Raw genomic sequence first — 23,793 nt, forward strand, 5'->3', positions numbered from 1 at the left:
ATGCCGCCCAGGCCGAACACGGCCACGTTGGCGCCCGCCTCGACCTTGGCCGAGAACAAGACGGCGCCCACGCCCGTCGTCACGCCGCAGCCGATGTAGCAGACCTTGTCGAACGGCGCGTCTTCACGGATCTTGGCGAGCGCGATTTCCGGCACGACGATGTAATTGGAAAAGGTGGACGTGCCCATGTAGTGGAACAGCGGCTGGCCGTTCAGCGAAAAACGGCTGGTGGCGTCCGGCATCAGGCCGCGCCCCTGGGTGGAGCGGATGGCCTGGCACAGGTTCGTCTTTTGCGACAGGCAGAATTTGCATTGGCGGCATTCCGGCGTGTACAGGGGGATGACGTGGTCATCCTTTTTCAGGGTCGTCACGCCCGGGCCCACGTCGACGACGACGCCGGCGCCTTCATGGCCGAGGATGGCGGGGAAGATACCCTCCGGATCGGCGCCGGAGAGCGTGTAGTAATCCGTGTGGCAGATGCCCGTGGCTTTCAGCTCGACCAGCACTTCGCCGGCGCGCGGGCCGGCCAGGTCGACTTCTTCGATGGTCAGCGGGGCGCCCGCCTTCCAGGCAATCGCGGCTTTGGTTTTCATGTGTGTCCTGTCAAAATATAAGGTGCGCTACAGAGCGCCATCATTGACCATGATAGCAAGACAAATCGCCGATGACGAGCGCACGCGCGTTCGGAACGCCACGACCTCAGCCAAAATTGTAGCGCGCGGCTGTGCGTTGTGGCCGAGAAGCGCAGCTGTGCGCACATCGCCGGCCGCAAAGCGCACCGCGCAGCAGCGTTTCTCAGACGTTCTTCTTGGCCCGGTTCAAGAAGGCGCCGTGCAAGCCGTTCAGGGTTTCCTCGGCCAGCAGCAGCTGGCTGGCGATTTCATTGATCTTGCGGCGGCTGGAACGGGCATGGTCGCGCAGCACTTCAAAGGCCGTGTTGCGGTCCGTCTGGAACTTGCCCATCAGGAGACCCACGGCCAGGCTCGTCTCGCGGCCGGCGGCCAGGGCCGCGTTCAGGTTCAATTCCGTGCGCCGCAGCTGGCGGATTTCATCGGCGCGCGCCAGGCCCGCTTCGAACGCGGGCATCAAACGGCCTTCGTCGACAGGTTTCACGACATAGCCGACGGCGCCGTAGGCGGCCGCCTGCTTGCCCGACTCGCTGTCGCCGCTGCCGGACAGGAACATGAACGGCACGGCCGTTTCGCCATGCAGGCGCTTGGCCAGTTCCAGGCCGGACATGCCCGGCATGTGGATATCGAGCAAGGCCAGGTCCGGCTCGCGCTGGGCGATCAGCTGCAGCGCCACTTCGGCCGAATGGGCCAGGGCCGTCTCGTAGCCGGCATGGCGCAGGACTTCGCCGAGAAATTCCAACAGGAGCTGGTCATCGTCAACGATCAGGATAAGGCGTTTCGCGGCGGCTGGCTGACTCATGGGTAAAGGGACCTCGGTAATGAATGATGTTCTTATTATATGCCGATTATCCGCGAAATCCGCCCGCTCACGCCTCGCCTGCGCGCGCAAACAGCAGATTGAATTGCTGCACCGCAATATCCACATCGTCCGCCGGGTCTCCGCGGCCAAAGACGCTGCTGATCGCCGCCACCATGTCGGCGCCGCGCGCCACCAGCGGCGCCGCGTTCTCCGGCGTCATGCCGCCGATCACCACGCACGGCAAGGCGATGTCGCGCTTGGCTTGCAGCACGATATCGAGGGGGGTCGTGACCGGATACTTTTTCACCAGCGAGGGATAGAAACCGCCAAAGGCCACGTAGCTGGCCCCGCCCGCCTGCGCCGCATGCGCCAGCGCCAGGTCGCCATAGCACGAGGCACCGATGATCTTGCCGGCGCCGAGGCGCGCGCGCACCTGCGCCACGGACGCGTCCGTGCCGCCCACGTGCACGCCGTCCGCGTCCAGTTCTTCGCACAGCGCGACAAAGTCGTTGATGATGAACGGCACGCCATACTTGCGCGCCAGGGTCAGCAAGGCGCCCGCCTGCTCGCGCCGTTGTTCCGCGTCGGCGCTCTTGTGGCGGTATTGCAGCAAGGCCACGCCTGCCTGCAAGGCTTGCTCGCTCACGTCGAGCAGGCGGTCGGTGTCGTCCCAATTCGGGGTGACGAGATACAGTCCACGCATGATGTTTTCCTTATTGAATGAATCGTTGCGGCATGAGTTGACCTGGCGCAATCGCATACGCGCCGGCCAGGGCCGCATGGCAATAGCTTTGCCCCAGATCAAGCGCTTCAGGCAAGGCCTGTCCCAGCGCCAGGCGCGCCGCGATGGCGGAGGCCAGGGTGCAGCCGCTGCCGTGGAACTCGCCGGGCAGGCGCTGCCAGCGCCATGCGCGCGCGCCGCCGGCGCGATCGAACCAGCGGTTGATGATCGTCTCGCCCTCGCCATGGCCGCCCGTCACCAGCACGTTCTGACAGCCTTGCGCAAGCATGTTTTCCGCGCCGCCCAGCGCCAGCGCTTCCGGTCCGTTCGGTACGATCACGGTAGTCAGTGGCAGCAAGGGCGCCAGCGCCAGCACGGCATCGTCCCGGCTGAGCACGTCGCCATGGCCGCTGGCCAGCACGGGATCGAGCACCACGGGCAGGTTCGGCCGGGCCTGGCGCAACCGCGCAATCACGTCCGCGATGACGGCCGCATTCGCGGCGCTGCCGGGGATGCCGATCTTCACGGCATCGATGGCGATCTTGTCGATCAGCGCCTGCGCCTGGCGGCGCAGCCACTCGGGCGCCACCGCCTCCACGCCAAACACGCGGTCATTGTCCTGCACCGTCAGCGCCGTGATCACGGGCAAGGCATGCGCGCCCTGGGCCGCAATGGCCAGGATATCGGCGGCGATGCCGGCGCCGCCCGACGGGTCGACGCCGGCAAACACCAGCACCGCCGGCACGCGCCCCGCCGTCACGCCAGGCGGCCCGCCATCGGCGACGACGGCGAGGCGGCGAATTTACGGGGCATACGCCCGGCCAGAAACGCTTCGCGCCCGGCCCGCACGGCCAGCTTCATGGCGCGCGCCATGCGCACGGGATCGCGCGCGCCGGCAATCGCCGTATTCATCAGCACGCCATCGCAACCAAGTTCCATGGCGATGGCCGCGTCCGACGCCGTGCCCACGCCCGCATCGACCAGCACGGGCACTTTCGCCTGGTCGATGATCAGCGACAAATTCCACGGATTCAAGATGCCCATCCCCGAGCCGATCAATGACGCCAGCGGCATGACGGCCACGCAGCCGATATCTTCCAGAATCTTCGCCTGGATGGGGTCGTCGCTGCAATAGACCATCACATCAAAGCCATCCTTGACCAGCGCCTCGGCCGCGATCAGCGTTTCCGGCATGTGCGGGAACAGGGTCTTCTCGTCGCCCAGCACTTCCAGCTTCACCAGGTTGCGCCCGCCCAGCAGCTCGCGCGCCAGCTGCAGGGTGTAGACGGCGTCCTTGGCGTTGTAGCAGCCGGCCGTGTTCGGGAGAATCGTGTACTGGTCGGGCGGCACGAAATCGAGCAGGCTGGGCGCATTCGGGTCTTGCCCGATGTTGACCCTGCGGATGGCCACCGTGATGATCTGCGCCTCGGCCGCATCGGTCGCTTCGCGCGTCTGCGGCAAGTCCTTGTACTTGCCGCTGCCCACCAGCAAGCGCGATTGGTATTGCTTGCCTGCGATGGTCAGCAGGTCGTTGTTTGTTGCGGTATGCATGTTCTGTTCCTTGTCTTTTCTCAACTTAACCGCCGCCGATGGCGCGGACGATCTCCACCTGGTCGCGGGTTTCCAGTACCCGCTGCGGCCACGCCTTGCGCGGCACCACAGTGCGGTTGACGGCCAGCGCCAGCGCCTGGTTTTCCAGCGACAGGGCGGCGATCAATTGGTCCAGGGTTTGCCCGGGCGGCACTTGGTGCGGCGCGCCGTTGAGCGTGATGGATATCAATGCAGGCATCACGCTCTCCTTCAGACCTTGCGGTACAGCTCGGCGCCGTTCTTGATGAACTCGATGGCCTTGATTTCCATGCCCTGCTTGAGCGCCTTGTCCTCGGCGATGCCCATGCCGGCCGCGTATTCGCGCACTTCCTGCGTGATCTTCATCGAACAGAAATGCGGGCCGCACATGGAGCAGAAATGCGCCACCTTGGCCGAATCCTTGGGCAAGGTTTCATCGTGGAATTCGCGCGCCTTGTCCGGATCCAGGCCGATATTGAACTGGTCGTCCCAGCGGAATTCAAAGCGCGCCTTCGACAGGGCATTGTCGCGGATCTGCGCGCCCGGATGGCCTTTCGCCAGGTCGGCCGCATGCGCCGCGATCTTGTAGGTGATGATGCCATCCTTGACGTCATTCTTGTTGGGCAGCCCCAGGTGCTCCTTCGGCGTCACGTAACACAGCATGGCCGTGCCGTACCAGCCGATCAAGGCCGCGCCGATGCCCGACGTGATGTGGTCGTAGCCGGGCGCGATATCGGTGGTCAGCGGCCCCAGGGTGTAGAACGGCGCTTCGCCGCACTGCTCCAGCTGCAAGTCCATGTTTTCCTTGATCAGCTGCATCGGCACGTGGCCCGGGCCCTCGATCATCACCTGCACATCGTGCTTCCAGGCGATCTGCGTCAGCTCGCCCAGGGTTTTCAGTTCGCCCAGCTGTGCCTCGTCATTGGCGTCGTAGATGGAGCCGGGGCGCAAGCCGTCGCCCAGCGAGAACGACACGTCATACGCCTTCATGATCTCGCAAATCTCTTCGAAATGCGTGTACAGGAACGATTCCTGGTGGTGCGCCAGACACCATTTCGCCATGATAGAGCCGCCGCGCGAAACGATGCCCGTCAATCGCTTGGCCGTCATCGGCACATAGCGCAGCAGCACGCCGGCGTGGATGGTGAAGTAGTCGACGCCCTGCTCGGCCTGCTCGATCAGGGTGTCGCGGAAGATTTCCCAAGTGAGATCCTCGGCCTTGCCGTTGACCTTTTCCAGCGCCTGGTAAATCGGCACGGTACCGATGGGCACGGGGCTGTTGCGGATGATCCATTCGCGCGTCTCGTGGATGTGTTTACCCGTGGACAGATCCATGACGTTGTCGCCGCCCCAGCGGATGGCCCAGGTCATCTTTTCCACTTCCTCGCCGATCGACGAGGTGACGGCCGAGTTGCCGATATTCGCATTGATTTTCACCAGGAAATTGCGGCCGATGATCATCGGCTCGACTTCCGGGTGGTTGATGTTGGTGGGGATGATGGCGCGGCCGCGGGCGATTTCCTCGCGCACGAATTCGGCCGTGATCTCGGCGGGAATGCTGGCGCCGTAAGCCTGGCCCGGGTGCTGGCGGCCCATCAGCTCGGCCAGGCGCTCGCCCATGGGGCCGGACGCCTTGAGTTCGCGCAAATACTCCTGCCGGCGCATGTTTTCGCGGATGGCGACGAATTCCATTTCCGGCGTGATGATGCCTTGCCGGGCGTAATGCATCTGCGTCACGTTCTTGCCGGCGATGGCGCGGCGCGGCTTGCGGTGCAGGTTGAAACGCAGCTCGGCCAGCTTCGGATCGGCCAGGCGCGCGATGCCATAGTCGGACGTCGGGCCCGGCAATTCTTCCGTATCGGCCCGCTCCATGATCCATGGCAGGCGCGGCGTATCGAGGCCCGAGCGGATGTCGATCTGCACATCCGGGTCCGTGTAGGGGCCGGAGGTATCGTACACGTAGATGGGCGGGTTCTTTTCGCCGCCGAACGACGCTTCCGTGTCGGACTGGCTGATTTCGCGCATGGGCACGCGGATGTCGGGGCGGCTGCCTTGCACGTAGATCTTGCGCGAATTGGGCAGCGGCGCGATGGCGGCTTCGTCGACCGTGGCGGTGGCGGAAAGAAATTTCGGATTGGCGTTCATTTTGGCTCCTTGGCTAGACTTTTTTAAGCCTGGAGCCAGCTAAGGAGGTTCGGATGCGCGCACGCGGAACTGCAGGTGCGGTCATCCTAAAGCTTCCCTTCGCTGGCATTATCCAGATCAGGTTCGGAGGGTATTTCTCACCCGCGCTTGCACCGTGTTTCCACAGCGAAAGGCAGGACCCCTAGCGTTTGCCGCCTTGCGGCAGCGAGCCAATTATACGTGTTTCACGCAGCGTGGCCAGATAATTTCGTGCCGGTGTCGTCTTTGTGTCTCTGTCTTATTTTTTCTTGCCCCAGCGCCAGCGCGTCGGCTCGCCCTTCAGCCAGCATACGCCGACGAGCGCGCCGGCGATCACGGCTTCGTAGACGATGTACAGCGCCAGCGAGTCCTGCGGCGGAAACAGGAAGGCGCCGCAGGCGAACAGCCCCAGCGCGGCCAGGAAGACCAGCCAGCCCTGCCAGGTGATGGGCATGCCCCAGCCCCAGCCATAGGTCTTGGCGGGGAACCAGTATTGCGGCGTCTTGTCAGCCATGATGCTTTCCTTGTCGATATCGATACCGGCAAGTATAAATCAGCCGCGCCGCAGCCGTTCGCTGACATCGAGGCCGATGCCCCGGTAGCCGATGAAGCGGCTGCCATTGTCGAACATCGGCTCGCCGCTGACCTGCAGGTATTGCATGCTGCCGTCCGCGTTCGTGCGGCTGTAGATGAAGTCGAGGAACGGTTCGCGCGCGGCAATTTTCGCGTCGAGCAGCGCGCGCTCGCTGGCGTTCCAGCGCTGCGGCTCTTCCTCGCTGCCGATGCCCAGCATCTCGGCCACGGGGCCGGAGAAGCGCGTCAGGTTGCCGTGCGCATCCTGTTCCCAGTACCAGTCGGACGACAGTTCCGTGAAGCGCTGGAAGCGTGCTTCGCTTTCGCGCAATTCCGCCGTGCGCTCTTCCACCATCTGTTCCAGCGACTTGCTGTACTGGCCCAGCTTCTGGTACAGCAGGCGCACTTCCAGCATGTTGTGGATGCGCGTCTTGACTTCCACCAGGTCGAAGGGCTTGCTGACGAAATCCTTCGCGCCCGCCTGCAGCGCGCGCAGCTTGTGGCCGGGCTGGGCCGTGATCACCAGCACGGGCAGGTAGCTGCCCGCCTCGATGTCGCGCAAGCCTTCCATGACTTCGAAGCCATCCATTTCCGGCATCTGCAAGTCGAGCAGGATCAGGTCGTAGCGGTGCTGCTGGTGCAGGGCGCGCACGGCTCGCGGGTCCATGGTGGAGGTGATGCGCGTATAGCCGGCGCTGCGCAGCACCTGCTCGAGCAGCAGGACATTGGTTTCCTGGTCATCGACGATGAGGATGCTGGCGTTCAGGATCTCGGTGGCGTGAAGCATGGCGGTATTCCTAAAAATGAATGCTGAATCAGCGTATTGCGTGAGTGTCGTCGGCCAGGCCATGCGCGGCCGCATGGTGCAGGGCCACGTCGAGCGCGTCCATGAATTCGACGACCTTGATCGGCTTGGTCAGGTAGCGGAAGAATCCCGCCTGCAAGCCTTTTTCCACGTCGCGCGGCACGGCGTTGGCCGACAGGGCCATGACGGGAATATGGCTGGTCAGGGGATCGCCGTGCAGGATATGCAGGGCGCCAAAGCCACTGATGCCGGGCAAGTTAATATCCATCAAGATGACATCGGGCTGATAGGTGCGCGCCAGGTCGATGCCCAGGTGCGCATCGATGGCCGTCAGCAGCTTCAGGTCGCTGCGGCGGGCGATCAACTGCTCCACCAGCGCCAGGTTGGCGGGATTGTCTTCCACGTACAGCAAGGTGCGCAGGCTTTCCTGCGGTTCCTGCATCTGCGGCAGCGCGTCGCCATGGCCCAGCACCAGTTCCGGCGCGCTGCTGGCGGCCAGCTCGAACCAGAACGTGGTGCCCACGCCCACCGTGCTGTCGACGCCGATGGTGCCGCCCATCAGTTCGACCAGCTGCTTGGTGACGACCAGGCCGATGCCCGTGCCTTCTTCCGTGCTGTTTTCCTGTCCCAGGCGGTTGAAGGGCTGGAACAGATGCTTGAGCTGGTGCGCATCGAGGCCGGCGCCGCTGTCGCGCACGCTGACCCGCACGCGCTCGCCATGCAGGCCGCAGTCGACGGTGACGGAACCGCCGCCCTGGTTGTACTTGATGGCGTTCGACAGCAGGTTGATCATCACCTGCTTGACGCGCGTGCGGTCCGCATGCACGTAGAAGGCCTGGCCGCAACGGGGGAAATGCATGCGGATGCCGCGTTTTTCCGCCTGCGGCGCGATCATCGCCTGGCAATCCTGCAGCACATCGAGCAGCGACATCGCCTCTTGCGACAGCGTGACCTTGCCCGATTCGATCATGGCCAGGTCGAGGATCTCGTTAATCAGACGCAACAGGTACCAGCCGCCCTTGAGTATCTGCTCGATCGAGCGCTGCTGGGGCGGGCTCGGCGGCGGTACGTCGGAAGCCATCAGCTGGGCAAAGCCCAGCACGGCATTCAATGGCGTGCGCAATTCGTGACTCATGCTCGACAGGAATTCGGACTTGGCGCGGTTGGCCTTTTCCGCCACCTGGCGCGCTTTCTTCAGCTCGGCGTTATTGCTTTCCACCAGCGAGCGCGTGTATTCCTGCTGCTCGCGCAGGCGCTGGTCCAGCAGCGCCTGTTCCGCCTCGACCTGCTTGCGCGCCGTGTTGTCGGTGCCGATCAGCAGGTAGCCGATGACCTTGTTCTGCGCGTCGCGCAGGGCCGTCACGGAGACGATGGCGGGAAAGCGGCTGCCATCCTTGCGGATATACGTCAGCTCATAAATGTCTTCGATGCCGCGCTTGGCCTTGAAGACCAGCGCTTCCACGCCCGGCGTGATGGGCGTATCGAGTTCGGCGCTCAGGGCGGCGGCGCGGGCGATGATTTCTTGCGCGTCGGAAATGCCAGCCGGCGTCAGCTTGTCGACCACCTCGCTCGCCTCGTAGCCCAGGATGCGCTCGGCGCCGACGTTGAAAATCTGGATCACGCCCTGCGCATCCGTGGCGATGCACGAGAAATTGGCGCTGTTGAAAATCGCATCCTGCAAGGCGCCCGCCTTGAGCACCTGGCGCGGCAGGCTGGCCGCCAGGGTGCGCCGGTACAGCGCCACCAGCAGCAACAGCAGCAGGAACACCAGCGCATCGATCAGGTAAGCCGTCTCGACGGGGCCTTGCCAGGCCAGGATGCCAACGGCCAGCAGCACGGCGGCGCTGAACGAAAACGCCAGCGCCATGGGCCAGCGCGACGGCGCGCGGGGAGGAAAGTTATCAACTGTATGCATGCAATGGTCCGGCTGGAACGACGATAAAAGAACGGAAGGGGCGTTCACTTGCCCTGGCGCTGGCGCACGTCCGACAGCAGGCGCGCGAATTCCTTCTTCACGACGCCATAGCATTCGCACACATTGTCTTCGAGGCCGGCGCGGTCCTGCACCGTGATATGGCCGCGGCGGTAACTGATCAGGCCGCGCGCCTGCAAGCGCCCGGCCGCTTCCGTCACGCCTTCGCGGCGCACGCCCAGCATGTTGGCGATCAGTTCCTGCGTCATGGTCAGCTCGCGGTTCGGCAAGCGGTCCATGGTCAGCAGCAGCCAGCGGCTCAGCTGCTGTTCCACCGTATGGTGGCGGTTGCAGACGGCCGTCTGCGACATTTGCGTGATCAGCGCCTGCGTGTAGCGCAGCAGCAAGCGCATGACGGGGCCGGCGCGGTCGAATTCTTCCATCAGCAGGTGCGCCTTCAGGCGGAAGCCGATGCCGCCCGTCTGCACCACGGCGCGGCTGGGCGTGGAGTTGCCGCCCATGAACAGCGACACGCCCACCATGCCCTCGTTGCCGACGCCGGCGATCTCGGACGAGCCGCCATTCTCCAGCAGATAGTGGATGGATACGATGGCGGTGGTGGGGAAATACACATGCTGCAGCTTGTCGCCCGAGTCATAGATCACATCGCCCAACAGCATGGAGACTTGCTCCAGATGGGGGGCCAGGCGCGCGAAATCGGCGTCGAGCATGGCGGCGAGCAAATGGTTTTGATTCGGGTTGTGCAGCTGGGCATGCGGACTCGACATGGGCAGGTTTCCTGGTTTCCAGTCGTCAGCTAGGGGATAGATGAAAGACGTCCGAACGAGGGTCGCCATGTTGTACAGCGTAACACAGTGTCTGCACAATGACGCGACTATATTTCTTATGGGCATGATGGTCTGTTCGCCAGCGTACGGACGCTGACCGGCCCCGCGCCCTACAGTCAGTCACTGCCAGGGCTGCCTGAACATGGGCCGGCCCGGCGCCTCCACCGGACGCCATCATGCAATCATTCTTCAAGCGCATTTCCATATCCGTCTCCACTTCCGCCCTGCTGACCCTGGCGGTCGGCCTGTGCCTGACCGCCTTGTGCTATGTCTCGGCGCGCCAGATCGAAGCGGAAAGCGCCCGGCTGCTGTGGCAGCACCATGCCAGCGGCCACTCGCTGAGCGCCGCCATGCTGCCCGCGCACGGGCTGACCCTCGATGCGAACCGCCGCGGCTCGCTGTACGTGCTGCTGGGCGGAATGCTGTCGAGCCTGCTGGCCACGGCGTATGTGTACCAGCTGGTGTCGCGCAACAGCGTGATTGCCCGCATCACGGGCGAACGCACGGCGGCCCTGCAGTTTGCCAACCTGCGCCTGTCCGAGGACATCGCCGCGCGCATGCGCAATGAAAAGTCGCTGCGCTTGCGCGAACGCATCATCGAGGTGTCGTCCAACGCCATCATCCTGTGCAGCGCCGACGCGCCCGGCTACCTGATCGAATACGTCAATCCCGCCTTCGAGCGCATCACGGGCTACGCGGCCAGCGAGGTCATCGGGCAGCGCCTGGCGGACTTGCAGGGGCCGGAACACGCGCGCCAGGACATGCATGCCATCATCGATGCCTTGCAGGAACAGCGCGAAGGCAAGGCCATCGTGCGCAATTTCCGCAAGGATGGCAGCACCTACTGGAGCGAACTGTTCGTCGCGCCCGTGCGCGACGATGGCGATGGCCCCGTCAGCCACTTCGTGGTGGCGCAATACGACATCAGCACCGTCATGCGCTTCGAGCAGGAACTGGAATTCCAGTCGCGCCACGATATCCTGACGGGCCTGGCCAACCGTTTATTGCTGCGCGAACGGCTGGAGCAGGCGATGGCCGTGGCGCGCCGCAGCACCCTGCCCCTGTGGGTGGTCTTCATCGACCTCGACCGTTTCAAGTTCGTCAACGACACCCTGGGCCACGACGCGGGCGATACCCTGCTGAAACTGATCGCCGACCGCCTGCGCGCGGCCACGCGCGAAGTCGACACGGTGGCGCGCCTGGGCGGCGACGAATTCGTGCTGCTGCTGCCGCAACATGCCAACAGCGACCCGGGCCAGGTGATCCTGCAGCGCGTGCTGGACGCCGTGGCCCAGCCGCTGCAAGTGGGCGGCCATGAGTTCTTTCTCACGTGCAGCATGGGCGTGGCCGCCTATCCCGACGATGGCGACAGCGCGGAAACCCTGATCAAGCATGCCGACATCGCCATGTACCGGGCCAAGGAGCAGGGTCGCAACCATTGGCAAAGCTACGCGCCGGCCATGAATGCCAGCATGCTGGCGCGGCTGAGCCTGGAAAGCGAGTTGCGCCATGCGCTCGAACGGGGCCAGTTCCACCTCGTGTACCAGCCGCAGGTCGAACTCGACAGCGGCACGGTGGTCGGCATGGAAGCGCTGCTGCGCTGGCAGCATCCCACCCTGGGCGCCATCGCGCCGGGCGACTTCATCCACCTGGCCGAGGAAATGGGCTTGATCGTGCCGATCGGCGCCTGGGCGCTGCAAACGGCCTGCGCACAGGCAAAAGCGTGGCAGCGGGCAGGACTGGGCGGCTTGCGCCTGGCCGTCAATTTATCTGCGCGGCAATTCCGGCAAGGCGGCCTGCTGCAGTCGGTGCGGGAAATATTGGCCGTGACGGGCCTGGAGCCGCGCTTCCTCGAGCTGGAGCTGACGGAAAGCATGATGATGCAGGATGTGGATCAGGCGATCGCCACCATGGGCAAGCTCAAGGCGCTGGGGCTGCAATTGTCGATCGACGACTTCGGCACCGGCTATTCCAGCCTGGCGCATTTGCGCCACTTCCCCATCGACGTGCTGAAGATCGACAAATCCTTCGTCAGCGACATCTTATACAGCGCCGACGACGCGGCCATCGTGCAAGCCATCATCGCCCTGGCGCACAGCCTGCGCCTGAAAGTCATCGCCGAAGGCGTGGAAACGGCGCAGCAGCTGGCGTTTTTGCGCCAGCACGGCTGCGACCAGATGCAGGGCTATCTGTTCAGCCGCCCGCTGGCCGCGCCCGCTTTTGAACAACTCTTGCGCCAGGGCAGCATGCTGCCAGCCCTGGCGACAGTGTGACAAGACGTTAAAACGCGTGGCGCAAGCCGATGTTGAAGGCGCGGTCGCCGCTGCCCACTTCGGTCGCGTTGCCGACCATGTAGGCGGCGTCGTTGCGGTTGCGGATGTGCGCGTAAGCCACATACACCTTGCTGCGCTTCGACAAGGCATACGTGGCGCCGATGGCCAGCTGCTGCGCGTCGCGGTTGGCCGCATCGCGGTCATCCTTGTGGATGAACGAGGCCAGCAGGGTCGTCGCGCCCAGCGGCACGGAGACGCCGACGATGGCGTCGCGGCTGTCCGTGGACTGGGCCGGCGCCTGCGCCGCGCCGTACGGATTTTCCGCAAAGAACATCGAACTGCCGTCGCCCGTGTTGCGGCCATAGCCGGCAAACGCCGTGGCCACGCCAAAGTTGTAGTTGCCCGCCAAAATGGTGTTGTTGACGTCGGCCTTGCCGACATCGCCGCCGCGGCTCTGGCGCGCCAGGCGCAGGGTCAGGGGACCGTTGACATAGCCCAGGGCCAGGCCCAGCGAGCGCTGGTCGGCGGCGATCCCCGTGTGTTCGCCCACGCCGTACATCACCGTGCCCGTGACGCCGCGCCATTCCGGCGAGGTGTAGCGCACGGTGTTGTCGATGCGCGTGGCCGAATAGCCGGCCAGGTTGGTCGAGGCGCCGGCCATGCCGCCCTCGAACGGGTCGGCCACGTCGGTGAGCGCCTGGCTTTGCAGGTTGTACTGGCGGCCCACGGTCAGCATGCCCAGCGGGCTGTTGATGCCGACGAAGGCCTGGCGGCCGAACAATTGCCCCGCCTGGTCCGAACGGCCCGTGTCGCTGAGCAGGCCCGCTTCCAGGGTGAACACGGCTTGCCAGCCGTCACCCAGCGCTTCCGTGCCCCGGAAACCGAGGCGCGAACCGGCCGAGACGCCACTCGTGAGCTTGCTGATGCCGCGCTCCTGCACCAGGCCCGCATCCATCAAACCATAGAGATCGACGGACGACTGGGCGTGGACGGCGGGCAAGGCGCCGATGGTGCTGAACGTGGCGAGTACGAGACAGATCTTTTTCATGGTGGTTTCCTTATGCAGGCAAAACCGGGAAAGCGTGCGGCCATGGCACAGCCGCAGGCGGGCAAGGCGCGCCGTGGATCAGTGCCGTATCGAAAGACGACTGGCCAGATAACAACATTCCTGGCTAAGCTGTGGCGGCGCGGCCGATGAACGATGGCGCGCGGTGGTCCGCCGTGAATGGTGCACCGCTGGCGGTGCGCGTGGCTCAGGCGCCCGGCCCGCAGGGGACGCACTGAATTGGCCGGCATCGTTGATGCGCTGGCCTGGTGGCGCGGACGAGAGCTGGGCATGCAGCCTGGTACAACCGCGTCCGCTGGCGCCGTCCGCAACGTTGAGGCAGGAGGCGCCGAGGCCGGCATTATAACATCGTCAGCTGTTTTAGCCCCGTTCCGTTGCCCGGCCATGGTCCGCAAAGCCGCCAAAACACTGAAAAAGGCGGCCGGCCACGCTGCAGGCGAGGCCGCGTCATCTATAATGGTTCCTTTTGCCAATCACACGCCAAATCATGGAATTAGCCAAGTCTTTCGAGCCCGCCGACATTGAACAATTCTGGCGCACCGAGTGGGAACAGCGCGGTTACTTTACCGCCACCCTCGATGCGGGAAAACCTTCCTTCAGCATCCAGTTGCCGCCGCCGAACGTCACCGGCACCCTGCACATGGGCCATGCGTTCAACCAGACCATCATGGATGGCCTGACCCGCTACCACCGCATGCTGGGCCACAACACGGCCTGGATTCCCGGCACCGACCACGCGGGCATCGCCACGCAAATCGTCGTGCAGCGCCAGCTGGACGCGCAAAAGATTTCGCGCCATGACTTGGGCCGCGAGAAATTCGTGGAAAAAGTGTGGGAATGGAAAGAAAAATCCGGCTCCATCATCACCGGCCAGATGCGCCGCCTGGGCGCCTCGGCCGACTGGCAGCGCGAATACTTCACGATGGATGAACCGCGCTCGAAAGTCGTCACCGACGTCTTCGTGCGCCTGTTCGAGCAAGGCCTGATCTACCGCGGCAAGCGCCTCGTCAACTGGGACCCCGTGCTGGGCACGGCTGTCTCGGACCTGGAAGTGGTGTCCGAGGAAGAAGACGGCTCCATGTGGTACATCAAATACCCGCTGGCCGACGGCAGCGGCTTCCTGACGGTGGCCACCACCCGTCCGGAAACCATGCTGGGCGACGTGGCCGTGGCCGTCGATCCGACGGACGAGCGCTACACGGCGCTGGTGGGCAAGATGCTCAAACTGCCGCTGACGGACCGCGAAATCCCCATCATCGCCGACGAGTACGTCGACAAGGAATTCGGCACGGGCTGCGTCAAGATTACCCCCGCGCACGACATGAACGATTATGCCGTGGGCCAGCGCCACAAACTGGCGCAGATCGTCATCCTGACCCTGGACGCGAAAATCACGGACGACGCGCCGGCCGCCTATCGCGGCATGGACCGCTTCGCCGCGCGCAAGCAGATCGTCGCCGACCTCGACGCGCAAGGCTTGCTGGAGCAAGTCAAGCCGCATAAATTGATGGTGCCGCGCGGCGACCGCACGGGCGTCGTCATCGAGCCGATGCTGACGGACCAGTGGTTCGTCGCCATGAGCAAGCCGGCCCCGGAAGGCACTTTCTTCCCGGGCAAGTCGATCGCCGAGACGGCGCTGGACAAGGTCGCCAATGGCGAAATCAAGTTCGTGCCGGAAAACTGGAGCACCACCTACAACCAGTGGCTCAACAACATCCAGGACTGGTGCATCTCGCGCCAGCTGTGGTGGGGCCATCAAATCCCCGCATGGTACGACGACGCGGGCAATATCTTCGTTGCCAAGACGGAAGCGGAAGCCATCGCCAAGGCGCAGGCCGCCGGCAGCACGGGCCCCTTGAAGCGCGACGACGACGTGCTCGACACGTGGTTCTCGTCCGCCCTGGTGCCGTTCTCGACCATGGGCTGGCCGGAAGACACCCCGGACATGAAGGCTTTCCTGCCCTCGTCCGTGCTGGTGACGGGTTTCGACATCATCTTCTTCTGGGTCGCGCGCATGGTCATGATGACGGCGCACTTCACGGGCAAGGTGCCGTTTGAAACCGTCTACGTGCACGGCCTGGTGCGCGATTCGACGGGGCAGAAGATGTCCAAGTCGAAGGGCAACACCTTGGACCCGATCGACCTGATCGACGGCATCGACCTGGAAGGCTTGATCGTCAAGCGCACCACGGGCCTGATGAACCCGCGCGACGCGGAAAAGATCACCAAGGCGACGCGCAAGGAATTCCCAGAAGGCATTTCCGCCTACGGCACGGATGCCGTGCGCTTCACCATGGCCAGCTATGCGTCCCTGGGCCGCAACATCAACTTCGACCTGGGCCGCTGCGAAGGCTACCGCAACTTCTGCAACAAGATGTGGAACGCCACGCGTTTCGTCATGATGAATACGGAAGGCAAGGATTGCACGGCGAACGACGCCGACCTGTCGCAGGCCGACAAGTGGATCATTTCCTTGCTGCAAAAAGCGGAACTGGACGTGGCCAAGGGCTTCGAGGACTTCCGTTTCGACAATATCGCCGCATCGATCTACAAATTCGTCTGGGACGAGTATTGCGACTGGTACCTGGAAGTGGCCAAGGTGCAAGTGCAGCAAGGCACGGAAGGCCAGCAGCGCGCCACCCGCCACACCCTGCTGCGCGTGCTGGAAGTGGTGCTGCGCCTGGCCCATCCGATCATTCCGTTCGTCACGGAAGCCCTGTGGCAGACGGTGGCGCCTTTGGCCGGCAAGACGCTCAAGGCGGAAGGTGATTCGATCATGATGCAGCCGTATCCGATCGCCAACACCGACAAGATCGATGAAAGCGCCGAAGCGTGGATGCAGCAGCTGAAAGCCTTGACGGACGCGACGCGCAACCTGCGCGGCGAAATGCAGATTTCTCCTTCCGTGCGCGTGCCGCTGATCGTCGAAGCGGGCAATGCCAGCGAGAAAGAAGCGCTGACCTCGTACGCGCCGTACATCCAGTCGCTGGGCAAGCTGGCCGAAGTGCAGATCGTCGATGCGCTGCCGGACTCGCCAGCGGCCGTCGCCATCGTCGGCACCACCAAGCTGATGCTGAAAGTGGAAATCGACGTGGCTGCCGAACGCGAGCGCCTGGGCAAGGAAATCGCCCGTATCGAAGCGGAAATTGCCAAGGTCAACAGCAAGTTGGGCAATGAAAGTTTTGTCGCGCGCGCCCCGGCCGCCATTGTTGCGCAAGAAAACGAGCGCTTGCTCAGTTTTTCGGCGACAATTGAAAAACTGCGCGAACAGTTTGCTAAACTAGCTAGCGCATAAGGCAAGGCTGGAAGAATGGCGCGGCGTCCCCGTGACGCCGCGCAGCACTGCTGCTCTTGCCTTGGTATATATACTGTTCGTGACAGATCAAAAAAACCACAGGAGACTAGCGATGCGTACATTTCTAAAAGCAAGCGTTCAAGCAAGCGTACTGGTGGCCGCCCTGGCCATCGCCGGCAGCGCCACCGCGCGCGACGGCAACTACACCCCCGTGGGCACGTGGAAAACCATCGACGATGCCAGCGGCAAGCCGAAGTCCCTCGTTGTCATCACGGAAAACAATGGCGTCTTGCAAGGCAAGATCGAAAAACTGTTCCGTGGCCCGACTGAAGATCAGAATCCCAAGTGCGACAAGTGCACGGGCGCCAACAAGGACCAGCCCATCGTCGGCCTGGTCATCCTGACGGGCCTGAAATATGACGGCAAGGAATGGACGGGTGGCGAAATCACGGACCCGGCCAGCGGCAAGGTCTACAAGAGCAAGGCAGAACTGCAGGAAGGCGGCACCAAGCTGCAAGTGCGCGGCTATGTCGGCGTGCCGATGTTCGGCCGCTCGCAGACGTGGGTGCGCGAAGAATAATCATTCCACACAGCAATATCGAAGCCGGCCCCGCGCCGGCTTTTTTACGTCTGGCGCCAGCGCCGCAGTGGTGCGCAGTGTTGTATTGCGGGCCGAACTAGGCCTGTTTGAAAATATTTCCAAAAATCAAGAACCTATGCGCGCCACCGAACATACGTGTAATTTCCTAAATGAAATAGTGCAGGTCTGTGACGCCATCGCCCTGTAGCGACGGGCGGCATGGCTCTGCCGGATGACCTCATCTGCGGATGCCCGGCAATGATTGCCATGCACAAAGGAAATATATGAATCTCTTCAAGCGATACTTGAACCCGCTGCTCGTCTCGGCAGGTTTGCTGGCCATGGCCGCCCTGGCCGGTTGCGGCGGCGGAGGCGACCAGGGCCGCGAGCCCATCCTCGGCTTGCCGGGCGCCACCCTGTCCAGCCTGGCGGTCACGCCAGCCACGGCCACGGTCGCCATCGGCGCGGGCCAGCAATTCACGGCCATCGCCACGTATAGCGACGGCTCGTCGCAAGACGTCAGCGCCAAGGCCGCCTGGGCTTCGGCCACGCCGGCCGCCGCCACCGTCAATGCCAGCAGCGGTGTCGCCGCCGGCGTGACCGCCGGCGGCAGCAGCATCAGCGCCACCTTCGGCGGCAAGAGCGCCACGGCGCAACTGACCGTCTCGCCGGCCACCCTGACAGCCATCGCCATCACGCCACTGACGCCCTCCGTCGCCATTGGCGGCACGCAGCAATTTGCCGTAACGGGCAGTTTCAGCGACAACTCCACGCGCGATGTCACTGCCGTGTCGACGTTTGCCGCGGCGACCCCGGCCACGGCAAGCATCACCGCCGGTGGACTGGCGCTGGGCAAGGTTGCCGGCACCACGCAGATCACCGCCACCACGGGCACCCTGACCGCCAGCACCGTGCTGACCGTCACGCCAGCCGTGCTGCTGTCGATCGCCGTCACGCCGCAAAACCCGACCGTGCTGATCGCCGCGACGCGCCAGCTGACCGTCATCGCCACCTACTCGGACGGCACCACGCCTGACGTCAGCGCCAGCAGCAGCTACAGCGCCGCCAATGCGGCGTCGGCCAAGGTCGGCGCCAACGGCCTGGTCACGGGCGTCGCCGTTGGCAGCAGCGTCATGACTGCCAGCTTCGGCGACAAGACGGCCAACACCACCGTCACCGTGCCAGCCGCCACCATGACAAGCATCGCCGTCACGCCAGCCACGGCCAGCATCACCGTCGGCGCCGCGCAGCAATTCATCGCCACCGCGACCTATTCGGATAACTCGACCGCCAACATCACGGCCAGCGCCCTGTGGACCACCGCGGCGCCTGCCACGGCTACCGTACTGAACACGGGCATCGCGACGGGCATCACCGCCGGCGCCGCCACCATCACCGCCACCTCCGGCAGCCTGTCGGGCAACGCCATCCTGACCGTCACCGCCGTGGTCGTGCCGCCACCCGTGGTCCTCGTGTCGATCGCCGTCACGCCGCAAAATCCGACCGTGCTGATCGCCGCAACGCGCCAGCTGGCCGTCATTGCCACCTACTCGGACAGCAGCACCGTCGACGTCACGGCCGGCAGCGCCTTTGTTTCCGCCACGCCCGCCTCGGCCAGCGTCGCCAGCGGCGGCCTGGTCACCGGTGTCAGCGCCGGCACCAGCGTGATGACTGCCAGCTTCAACGGCAAGAACGCCAGCACCACCGTGACCGTGCCTGCCGCTACCCTGGTCAGCATCGCCGTCACGCCAGCCACGGCCAGCATCGCTGTCGGCGGCGTCCAGCAATTCGTTGCCACCGCTACCTATTCCGATAACTCGAACGCCATCATCACCAACAGCGCCACTTGGACTTCGGGCACCATCGCCAGCGCCACGGTGCTGAACACGGGCATCGCCACCGGCCTGACCGCCGGTACCAGCACGATCACCGCCACATCCGGCGGCCAGTCGGGCAGCGCGCTGCTGACCGTCACGGCAGTGGCCATCCCGCCCGTCATCAACCCGATCAACCTGGGCCGCGCGGCATCGTTCGGCGTACTGGCCGGCACCTCGATCACCAACAACTCGGGCGGCACCACCTTGATCACGGGCGACGTCGGTTCGCCATCGCAAACCGTCGATCCGACCCAGGCGGCCGGCTTCAACAACTACAAGTCGGGCGCCATCCTGGCCGGCGCCATGACGGACCTGCAAGCGGCAATCACGGACGGCAACAGCCGCATCTGCGACGTCACCTTTGCCGGCGGCATCGATCTGGGCGGCCTGACCTTCGGCCCCGGCGTGTATTGCTACGCCGGCACGATCAGCATCACGGGCACCCTGACCCTGAACGGTCCCGGCGTGTATATCTTCCGCACGGCGCTGACCCTGAACTCGACGGTCAACTCGGTGGTTGCCCTGAACAACGGCGCCACCGCCGACAACGTCACCTGGCTGCCTGTCGGCCCGACCACCCTGGCCGCGAACAGCGTCTTCAAGGGCAACATCCTCGGCGAATCGGCCGCCATCACGGTGGGCGACAACACGACCCTGCTCAATGGCCGCGTGCTGACGGCTGCCGCCGTGACCCTGCGCAACAACCAGATCACCAAATAAACGGGACATGACCATGACTATCGCAAACACACTGGGCGCCCTGAGCGTGATGGCTGGCGCCTTGCTGGCCTCCCAATCGGCGCAGGCGCAGGACAACACCTTCATCAACCCGGACTGGGCCAACAGCGCCTGGTACATCGGCGCCGGCGTGGGCCAGTCGCGCGCCACCATCGACGAGCCGCGCCTGCGCGCCAGCCTGGCCGCCAACGGCGAAACCGTCACCGGTTTTGCCAAGGACCAGCGCGACACGGGCTATAAATTGTTTGTCGGCCGGCAATTGAACCAGTACGTCGCCGTGGAAGCCGGTTACTTTGACCTGGGCAAGTTCGATTTCCAGTCGACCACCAGCGGCAACGGCGTGCTCAACGGTGAAGCGGGCTTTCGCGGCGTGAACCTGGACTTGCTGGGCCAGCTGCCGCTGTCGCAGCGTTTATCTTTGCTGGGTCGGGTCGGCATGCACTACACCAAGACCAGCACCGACTTCAGCGGCAACCGACTGCTGGGCTCGTCCAATCTGCATGCCAGCGAGCGCAAGCTCAATGCCAAGCTGGGCCTGGGCCTGGAATACAAGTTCAGCGAAGCGCTGGCCCTGCGCGGCGAAGTGGAGCGCTACCGCGTGAACGATGCCGTGGGCAACCGTGGCGACGCGGACCTGTATTCCGTCAGCCTCGTGTATAAACTGGGCCGCCCGGCCAGCGCCACGCCCGCCTACCAGCCGGCGCCACCGGTGGCATTGCCGCCCATCAGCGAAACCATGCCGGCCCCAGTGGCCGAGGTCAAGCCGGCGCCGACGCCCGTCTCGGAAAAAGTGTCGTTTGCCGCGGAAGCGCTGTTTGATTTCGATCAATCGACGCTCAAGCCGCAAGGCAAGGCGGCGCTGGACCAGTTGCTGGGCCAGTTGACGGGCATGGACCTGGAAGTGATCGTCACGGTGGGCCATACGGATGCCGTCGGTTCTGATGCCTACAACCAGAAGCTGTCCTTGCGCCGCGCCGAAGCCGTCAAGGCTTACCTCGTCTCGCAAGGCGTGGAAACGAGCCGCGTCTATACGGAAGGCAAGGGCGAAACCCAGCCCGTTGCCGACAACACCAGCGCCGCCGGCCGCGCCAAGAACCGCCGCGTGACGGTGGAAGTGGTGGGCACGCGCAAAGCCATGCGCTAAGTGGCATGCGCACAAAAAAACCGGCTCGCGCCGGTTTTTTTTCGTCCACGCATTATTGCGCGGGAGCGGGCTTGCGGTGATGCTTGCTCAGATGCCGGTCCAGGCTGTTGGCGAACTGCTGCCGGTCCGACTGGCTGAAGGCGGCAGGCCCGCCCGTGTCGACGCCGCCGCTGCGCAATTCTTCCATGAAGGCGCGCATCGTCAATTGCTGGGCGATATTGTCCTTCGTATAAAACTCGCCGCGCGGATTGAGCGCATAGCCGCCTTTCGCCAGCACGTCGGCCGCCAGCGGGATGTCGCCCGTAATCACCAGGTCGCCGGGATTGAGCAGGCGCACGATTTCCTGGTCGGCCACGTCCGCGCCCGACGGCACTTGCACGGTGCGGATGAAGCGCGACGGCGGCACGCGCAAGCCCTGGTTCGCCACCAGGGTGACAGGCAACTCCAGGCGGTCGGCGACCCGGTACAAAATTTCCTTGATGACCACGGGACAGGCATCGGCGTCGATCCAAATTTGCATACCCGGCATGCCCGGCCTTCCCTCTTCCGCCATCACAGTTCCCATGCTTCGCCGCCCGGGCCCATGCGCGGCGCGCTGACGCCGAAATGCAGGTAGGCGGCCGGCGTGGCGACACGCCCGCGCGGCGTGCGCTGCAGAAAGCCTTGCTGGATCAGATACGGTTCCAGCACGTCCTCGATGGTATCGGCCGCTTCGCCGATGGCCGCGGCCAAATTCCCGATGCCGACGGGGCCGCCGCCGAACTTGAACAGCACGGCTTCGAGCAGCTTGCGGTCCATCACGTCGAAACCGGCGGAATCGACGTCGAGCATGGCCAGCGCGCGGTCGGCCACCACCTTGGTGATCGCGCCATTGCTTTTGACTTCCGCGAAATCGCGCACGCGGCGCAGCAGGCGGTTGGCGATGCGCGGCGTGCCGCGCGCGCGCTGGGCGATTTCAATCGCGCCTTCCGGGTCGATCGGGGCTTTCAGCAAAGCGGCGCTGCGCGTGACGATCTTCGTCAGTTCGCCCGTGTTATAAAACTCCAGCCGCGCGACGATGCCGAAACGGTCGCGCAGCGGGTTGGTCAGCATGCCGGCGCGCGTGGTGGCGCCAACCAGGGTAAACGGCTGCAGATCGAGCTTCACGGAGCGGGCGGCCGGGCCTTCGCCGATCATGATGTCGATTTGATAATCTTCCAATGCCGGATACAGGATCTCTTCCACCACGGGCGACAGGCGGTGGATTTCATCGATGAACAGGACGTCGTTCGCTTCCAGGTTCGTCAGGATCGCCGCCAGGTCGCCCGGACGTTCCAGCACGGGGCCGGAGGTCTGGCGCAAATTGACGCCCATTTCGCGCGCGATGATGTGCGCCAGGGTCGTCTTGCCCAGGCCCGGCGGGCCGAACAGCAAGGTGTGGTCGAGCGCTTCCTTGCGCTGGCGCGCGGCCGTGATGAAAATTTCCAGCTGGTCGCGGATCTTTTCCTGTCCCACGTACTCATCTAACTGCTTGGGCCGCAAGGCCCGTTCGATCGCTTCTTCGTTGTGCGAGATGGGCGCCGCGTCGATGATGCGCTGTTCCGTGAAGCTGTCGGTCTGGATGCTCATGCCCTATCAGCCTTTCGACAGCGCTTTCAGCGCCAGTTTGATGCCGTCGGAGACGCCGCTGCCAGCCGGCACGTTCTTCACGGCGGCCAGTGCTTCCTTGTCCGAATAGCCGAGCGCCACCAGGGCATTCAAGATATCCGATTGCGCGTCCGGCGCCGCATGGGCGCCGAGCGGGCCGAGATCCGCGCCGATCTTGCCCTTCAGTTCCAGCAGCAGGCGTTCGGCCGTCTTCTTGCCGATGCCCGGCACTTTCACGAGGCGGCCGGAATCCTGCAGGGTGATCGCTTGCGCCAGGTCGGCGATCGTCATGCCGGAGAGAATCGACAGCGCCATGCGCGCACCCACGCCCGTGATCTTGATCAGCTGGCGGAACACGGCCCGCTCGGCCGCATTGCCAAAGCCAAACAGCAAATGCGCATCTTCGCGGATGGCCTGGTGCGTGAACAGCACGACTTTTTCCCCCACATGGGGCAGGTTGTAAAACGTGCTCATCGGCACGTCGACTTCATAGCCGACGCCCTGGCAATCGACCAGCAATTGTGGCGGATTCTTTTCAAGCAAAATACCGGAGAGACGGCCTATCATCGCGTGTTCCTAATGTTAAATTTCAGAGTGCTGCTTTATCCAACGAGGCGGCCGCGCTTCATGCGCAGCCCCTGCAACTGGGGCGCCAGCGCGCCGAGCATGGCCAGCGCATCGATGCTGTTGGCGTGGCAGATGGCCACGCCCAGTGCATCGGCCGCATCCGTGCCGGGCAGGCCGGGCAAGGACAGCAGGCGCGAGACCATGTCCTGCACCTGTTCCTTGGCCGCCTTGCCGTGGCCGGTGACGGCCTGTTTCACCTGCAGCGCCGTGTATTCGGCTACCGACAGGTCAGAATTAACGAGTGCACAAATGGCGGCGCCCCGTGCCTGGCCCAGCAGCAAGGTGGATTGGGGATTGACGTTGACAAACACTTTTTCGATGGCCGCGCAATCGGGCTGGTAGGTGCCGACGATTTCGCTCACGCCCTGCAGGATGATCTTCAGGCGCGGCGGCAATTCCCCGTCGGAACCCGTCTTGACGGTCCCCGACGCGATATAGCGCAGCTTGTTGCCGTGTTTTTCAATGACCCCAAAGCCGGTGGTGCGCAGGCCAGGATCGATGCCAAGAATAATCATCGCCAGATTCTATAATGAATACGGCAGGCA

General features: G+C 64.1%; 21 protein-coding genes and 1 riboswitch. Of the genes, 5 read left to right on the top strand and 16 right to left on the bottom strand.

Features of this window, described 5'->3' with window-relative positions; genetic code table 11:
* From BM193_RS25520 to BM193_RS25570, 11 genes are all read right to left on the bottom strand, one after another.
* Positions 1-593 (bottom strand): alcohol dehydrogenase catalytic domain-containing protein (locus tag BM193_RS25520; RefSeq protein ID WP_175533423.1); only part of this gene is annotated, 593 nt, incomplete at its 3' end.
* Positions 594-795: 202 nt separating this feature from the next.
* Positions 796-1,431, bottom strand: coding sequence for an ANTAR domain-containing response regulator (locus BM193_RS25525; protein WP_092803856.1), 636 nt, complete (start codon positions 1,429-1,431; stop codon positions 796-798).
* Between the two features lie 67 nt (positions 1,432-1,498).
* Positions 1,499-2,134, bottom strand: a complete 636-nt coding sequence (gene thiE / locus BM193_RS25530) for a thiamine phosphate synthase (protein WP_092803854.1) — start codon at positions 2,132-2,134, stop codon at positions 1,499-1,501.
* 10 nt (positions 2,135-2,144) lie between these two features.
* Positions 2,145-2,912: a hydroxymethylpyrimidine/phosphomethylpyrimidine kinase gene (locus BM193_RS25535; protein ID WP_254786420.1), complete on the bottom strand. Its 768-nt coding sequence runs from the start codon at positions 2,910-2,912 to the stop codon at positions 2,145-2,147.
* A complete protein-coding gene (locus BM193_RS25540) occupies positions 2,909-3,703 on the bottom strand; it encodes a thiazole synthase (RefSeq protein WP_092803851.1) in 795 nt (264 codons plus the stop codon). The genes BM193_RS25535 and BM193_RS25540 overlap by 4 nt, the downstream gene beginning before the upstream one ends.
* Before the next feature lie 25 nt (positions 3,704-3,728).
* Positions 3,729-3,941, bottom strand: a complete 213-nt coding sequence (gene thiS / locus BM193_RS25545; protein ID WP_175533424.1) for a sulfur carrier protein ThiS — start codon at positions 3,939-3,941, stop codon at positions 3,729-3,731.
* An 11-nt stretch (positions 3,942-3,952) separates the two neighbouring features.
* Complete coding sequence (thiC, locus tag BM193_RS25550; RefSeq protein WP_092803848.1) at positions 3,953-5,866, bottom strand: phosphomethylpyrimidine synthase ThiC; 1,914 nt, start codon at positions 5,864-5,866, stop codon at positions 3,953-3,955.
* Positions 5,867-5,943: 77 nt separating this feature from the next.
* A riboswitch (TPP riboswitch) is annotated at positions 5,944-6,059 on the bottom strand.
* 84 nt (positions 6,060-6,143) lie between these two features.
* Positions 6,144-6,398: a hypothetical protein gene (locus tag BM193_RS25555; protein ID WP_092803845.1), complete on the bottom strand. Its 255-nt coding sequence runs from the start codon at positions 6,396-6,398 to the stop codon at positions 6,144-6,146.
* Between the two features lie 39 nt (positions 6,399-6,437).
* On the bottom strand, positions 6,438-7,244 hold the full coding sequence (locus tag BM193_RS25560) for a response regulator (protein WP_092803842.1): 807 nt from the start codon (positions 7,242-7,244) through the stop codon (positions 6,438-6,440).
* A gap of 28 nt (positions 7,245-7,272) precedes the next feature.
* Entirely contained in the window at positions 7,273-9,177 is a 1,905-nt protein-coding gene (locus BM193_RS25565; protein WP_254786421.1) for a hybrid sensor histidine kinase/response regulator, read from the bottom strand.
* Between the two features lie 44 nt (positions 9,178-9,221).
* Complete coding sequence (locus BM193_RS25570) at positions 9,222-9,962, bottom strand: Crp/Fnr family transcriptional regulator (protein ID WP_092803836.1); 741 nt, start codon at positions 9,960-9,962, stop codon at positions 9,222-9,224.
* Between the two features lie 236 nt (positions 9,963-10,198).
* Here BM193_RS25570 and BM193_RS25575 point away from each other — a divergent pair, with 236 nt between their 5' ends.
* Complete coding sequence (locus BM193_RS25575) at positions 10,199-12,295, top strand: putative bifunctional diguanylate cyclase/phosphodiesterase (RefSeq protein ID WP_092803833.1); 2,097 nt, start codon at positions 10,199-10,201, stop codon at positions 12,293-12,295.
* Positions 12,296-12,302: 7 nt separating this feature from the next.
* Here the strand turns inward: BM193_RS25575 and BM193_RS25580 are convergent, their stop codons facing one another.
* Positions 12,303-13,343 carry a porin gene (locus BM193_RS25580; protein ID WP_092803830.1) on the bottom strand — a complete coding sequence of 347 codons (1,041 nt, stop codon included), beginning with the start codon at positions 13,341-13,343 and terminating at the stop codon, positions 12,303-12,305.
* A gap of 505 nt (positions 13,344-13,848) precedes the next feature.
* On the opposite strand from BM193_RS25580, the gene BM193_RS25585 reads away from it, so the two are divergent.
* The 4 genes from BM193_RS25585 to BM193_RS25600 all read left to right on the top strand — a co-directional run bounded on the left by BM193_RS25585 (position 13,849) and on the right by BM193_RS25600 (position 20,995).
* On the top strand, positions 13,849-16,656 hold the full coding sequence (locus tag BM193_RS25585) for a valine--tRNA ligase (protein ID WP_092803827.1): 2,808 nt from the start codon (positions 13,849-13,851) through the stop codon (positions 16,654-16,656).
* A 112-nt stretch (positions 16,657-16,768) separates the two neighbouring features.
* Positions 16,769-17,236 carry a DUF2147 domain-containing protein gene (locus tag BM193_RS25590; RefSeq protein ID WP_092803824.1) on the top strand — a complete coding sequence of 156 codons (468 nt, stop codon included), beginning with the start codon at positions 16,769-16,771 and terminating at the stop codon, positions 17,234-17,236.
* 284 nt (positions 17,237-17,520) lie between these two features.
* A complete protein-coding gene (locus BM193_RS25595) occupies positions 17,521-19,833 on the top strand; it encodes an Ig-like domain-containing protein (protein ID WP_175533425.1) in 2,313 nt (770 codons plus the stop codon).
* A 13-nt stretch (positions 19,834-19,846) separates the two neighbouring features.
* Positions 19,847-20,995, top strand: coding sequence for an OmpA family protein (locus BM193_RS25600; RefSeq protein WP_092803892.1), 1,149 nt, complete (start codon positions 19,847-19,849; stop codon positions 20,993-20,995).
* A gap of 52 nt (positions 20,996-21,047) precedes the next feature.
* Here BM193_RS25600 and BM193_RS25605 read toward each other — a convergent pair whose 3' ends face one another.
* The 4 genes from BM193_RS25605 to ruvC are packed head-to-tail and all read right to left on the bottom strand — an operon-like array spanning position 21,048 to position 23,763.
* Entirely contained in the window at positions 21,048-21,515 is a 468-nt protein-coding gene (locus BM193_RS25605) for a YaiI/YqxD family protein (RefSeq protein WP_092803818.1), read from the bottom strand.
* Positions 21,516-21,547: 32 nt separating this feature from the next.
* Positions 21,548-22,603 carry a Holliday junction branch migration DNA helicase RuvB gene (ruvB, locus tag BM193_RS25610; protein ID WP_092803816.1) on the bottom strand — a complete coding sequence of 352 codons (1,056 nt, stop codon included), beginning with the start codon at positions 22,601-22,603 and terminating at the stop codon, positions 21,548-21,550.
* A 6-nt stretch (positions 22,604-22,609) separates the two neighbouring features.
* A complete protein-coding gene (ruvA, locus tag BM193_RS25615) occupies positions 22,610-23,188 on the bottom strand; it encodes a Holliday junction branch migration protein RuvA (protein ID WP_034784779.1) in 579 nt (192 codons plus the stop codon).
* A 35-nt stretch (positions 23,189-23,223) separates the two neighbouring features.
* Positions 23,224-23,763 carry a crossover junction endodeoxyribonuclease RuvC gene (gene ruvC / locus BM193_RS25620; protein ID WP_092803813.1) on the bottom strand — a complete coding sequence of 180 codons (540 nt, stop codon included), beginning with the start codon at positions 23,761-23,763 and terminating at the stop codon, positions 23,224-23,226.
* Positions 23,764-23,793 lie beyond the last annotated feature (30 nt).

Origin of the sequence: Janthinobacterium sp. 344 (genome assembly GCF_900112025.1) — a bacterium.
GTDB lineage: Bacteria > Pseudomonadota > Gammaproteobacteria > Burkholderiales > Burkholderiaceae_D > Janthinobacterium.

Bases quoted from the DNA above. Each gene is read 5' to 3' on its own strand.
- BM193_RS25525 (WP_092803856.1), bottom strand. From the start codon at position 1,431: ATGAGTCAGCCAGCCGCCGCGAAACGCCTTATCCTGATCGTTGACGAT.
- thiE (WP_092803854.1), bottom strand. From the start codon at position 2,134: ATGCGTGGACTGTATCTCGTCACCCCGAATTGGGACGACACCGACCGC.
- BM193_RS25540 (WP_092803851.1), bottom strand. From the start codon at position 3,703: ATGCATACCGCAACAAACAACGACCTGCTGACCATCGCAGGCAAGCAA.
- thiS (WP_175533424.1), bottom strand. From the start codon at position 3,941: ATGCCTGCATTGATATCCATCACGCTCAACGGCGCGCCGCACCAAGTG.
- thiC (WP_092803848.1), bottom strand. From the start codon at position 5,866: ATGAACGCCAATCCGAAATTTCTTTCCGCCACCGCCACGGTCGACGAA.
- BM193_RS25555 (WP_092803845.1), bottom strand. From the start codon at position 6,398: ATGGCTGACAAGACGCCGCAATACTGGTTCCCCGCCAAGACCTATGGC.
- BM193_RS25560 (WP_092803842.1), bottom strand. From the start codon at position 7,244: ATGCTTCACGCCACCGAGATCCTGAACGCCAGCATCCTCATCGTCGAT.
- BM193_RS25565 (WP_254786421.1), bottom strand. From the start codon at position 9,177: ATGCATACAGTTGATAACTTTCCTCCCCGCGCGCCGTCGCGCTGGCCC.
- BM193_RS25570 (WP_092803836.1), bottom strand. From the start codon at position 9,962: ATGTCGAGTCCGCATGCCCAGCTGCACAACCCGAATCAAAACCATTTG.
- BM193_RS25575 (WP_092803833.1), top strand. From the start codon at position 10,199: ATGCAATCATTCTTCAAGCGCATTTCCATATCCGTCTCCACTTCCGCC.
- BM193_RS25580 (WP_092803830.1), bottom strand. From the start codon at position 13,343: ATGAAAAAGATCTGTCTCGTACTCGCCACGTTCAGCACCATCGGCGCC.
- BM193_RS25585 (WP_092803827.1), top strand. From the start codon at position 13,849: ATGGAATTAGCCAAGTCTTTCGAGCCCGCCGACATTGAACAATTCTGG.
- BM193_RS25590 (WP_092803824.1), top strand. From the start codon at position 16,769: ATGCGTACATTTCTAAAAGCAAGCGTTCAAGCAAGCGTACTGGTGGCC.
- BM193_RS25595 (WP_175533425.1), top strand. From the start codon at position 17,521: ATGAATCTCTTCAAGCGATACTTGAACCCGCTGCTCGTCTCGGCAGGT.
- BM193_RS25600 (WP_092803892.1), top strand. From the start codon at position 19,847: ATGACTATCGCAAACACACTGGGCGCCCTGAGCGTGATGGCTGGCGCC.
- BM193_RS25605 (WP_092803818.1), bottom strand. From the start codon at position 21,515: ATGCAAATTTGGATCGACGCCGATGCCTGTCCCGTGGTCATCAAGGAA.
- ruvB (WP_092803816.1), bottom strand. From the start codon at position 22,603: ATGAGCATCCAGACCGACAGCTTCACGGAACAGCGCATCATCGACGCG.
- ruvA (WP_034784779.1), bottom strand. From the start codon at position 23,188: ATGATAGGCCGTCTCTCCGGTATTTTGCTTGAAAAGAATCCGCCACAA.
- ruvC (WP_092803813.1), bottom strand. From the start codon at position 23,763: ATGATTATTCTTGGCATCGATCCTGGCCTGCGCACCACCGGCTTTGGG.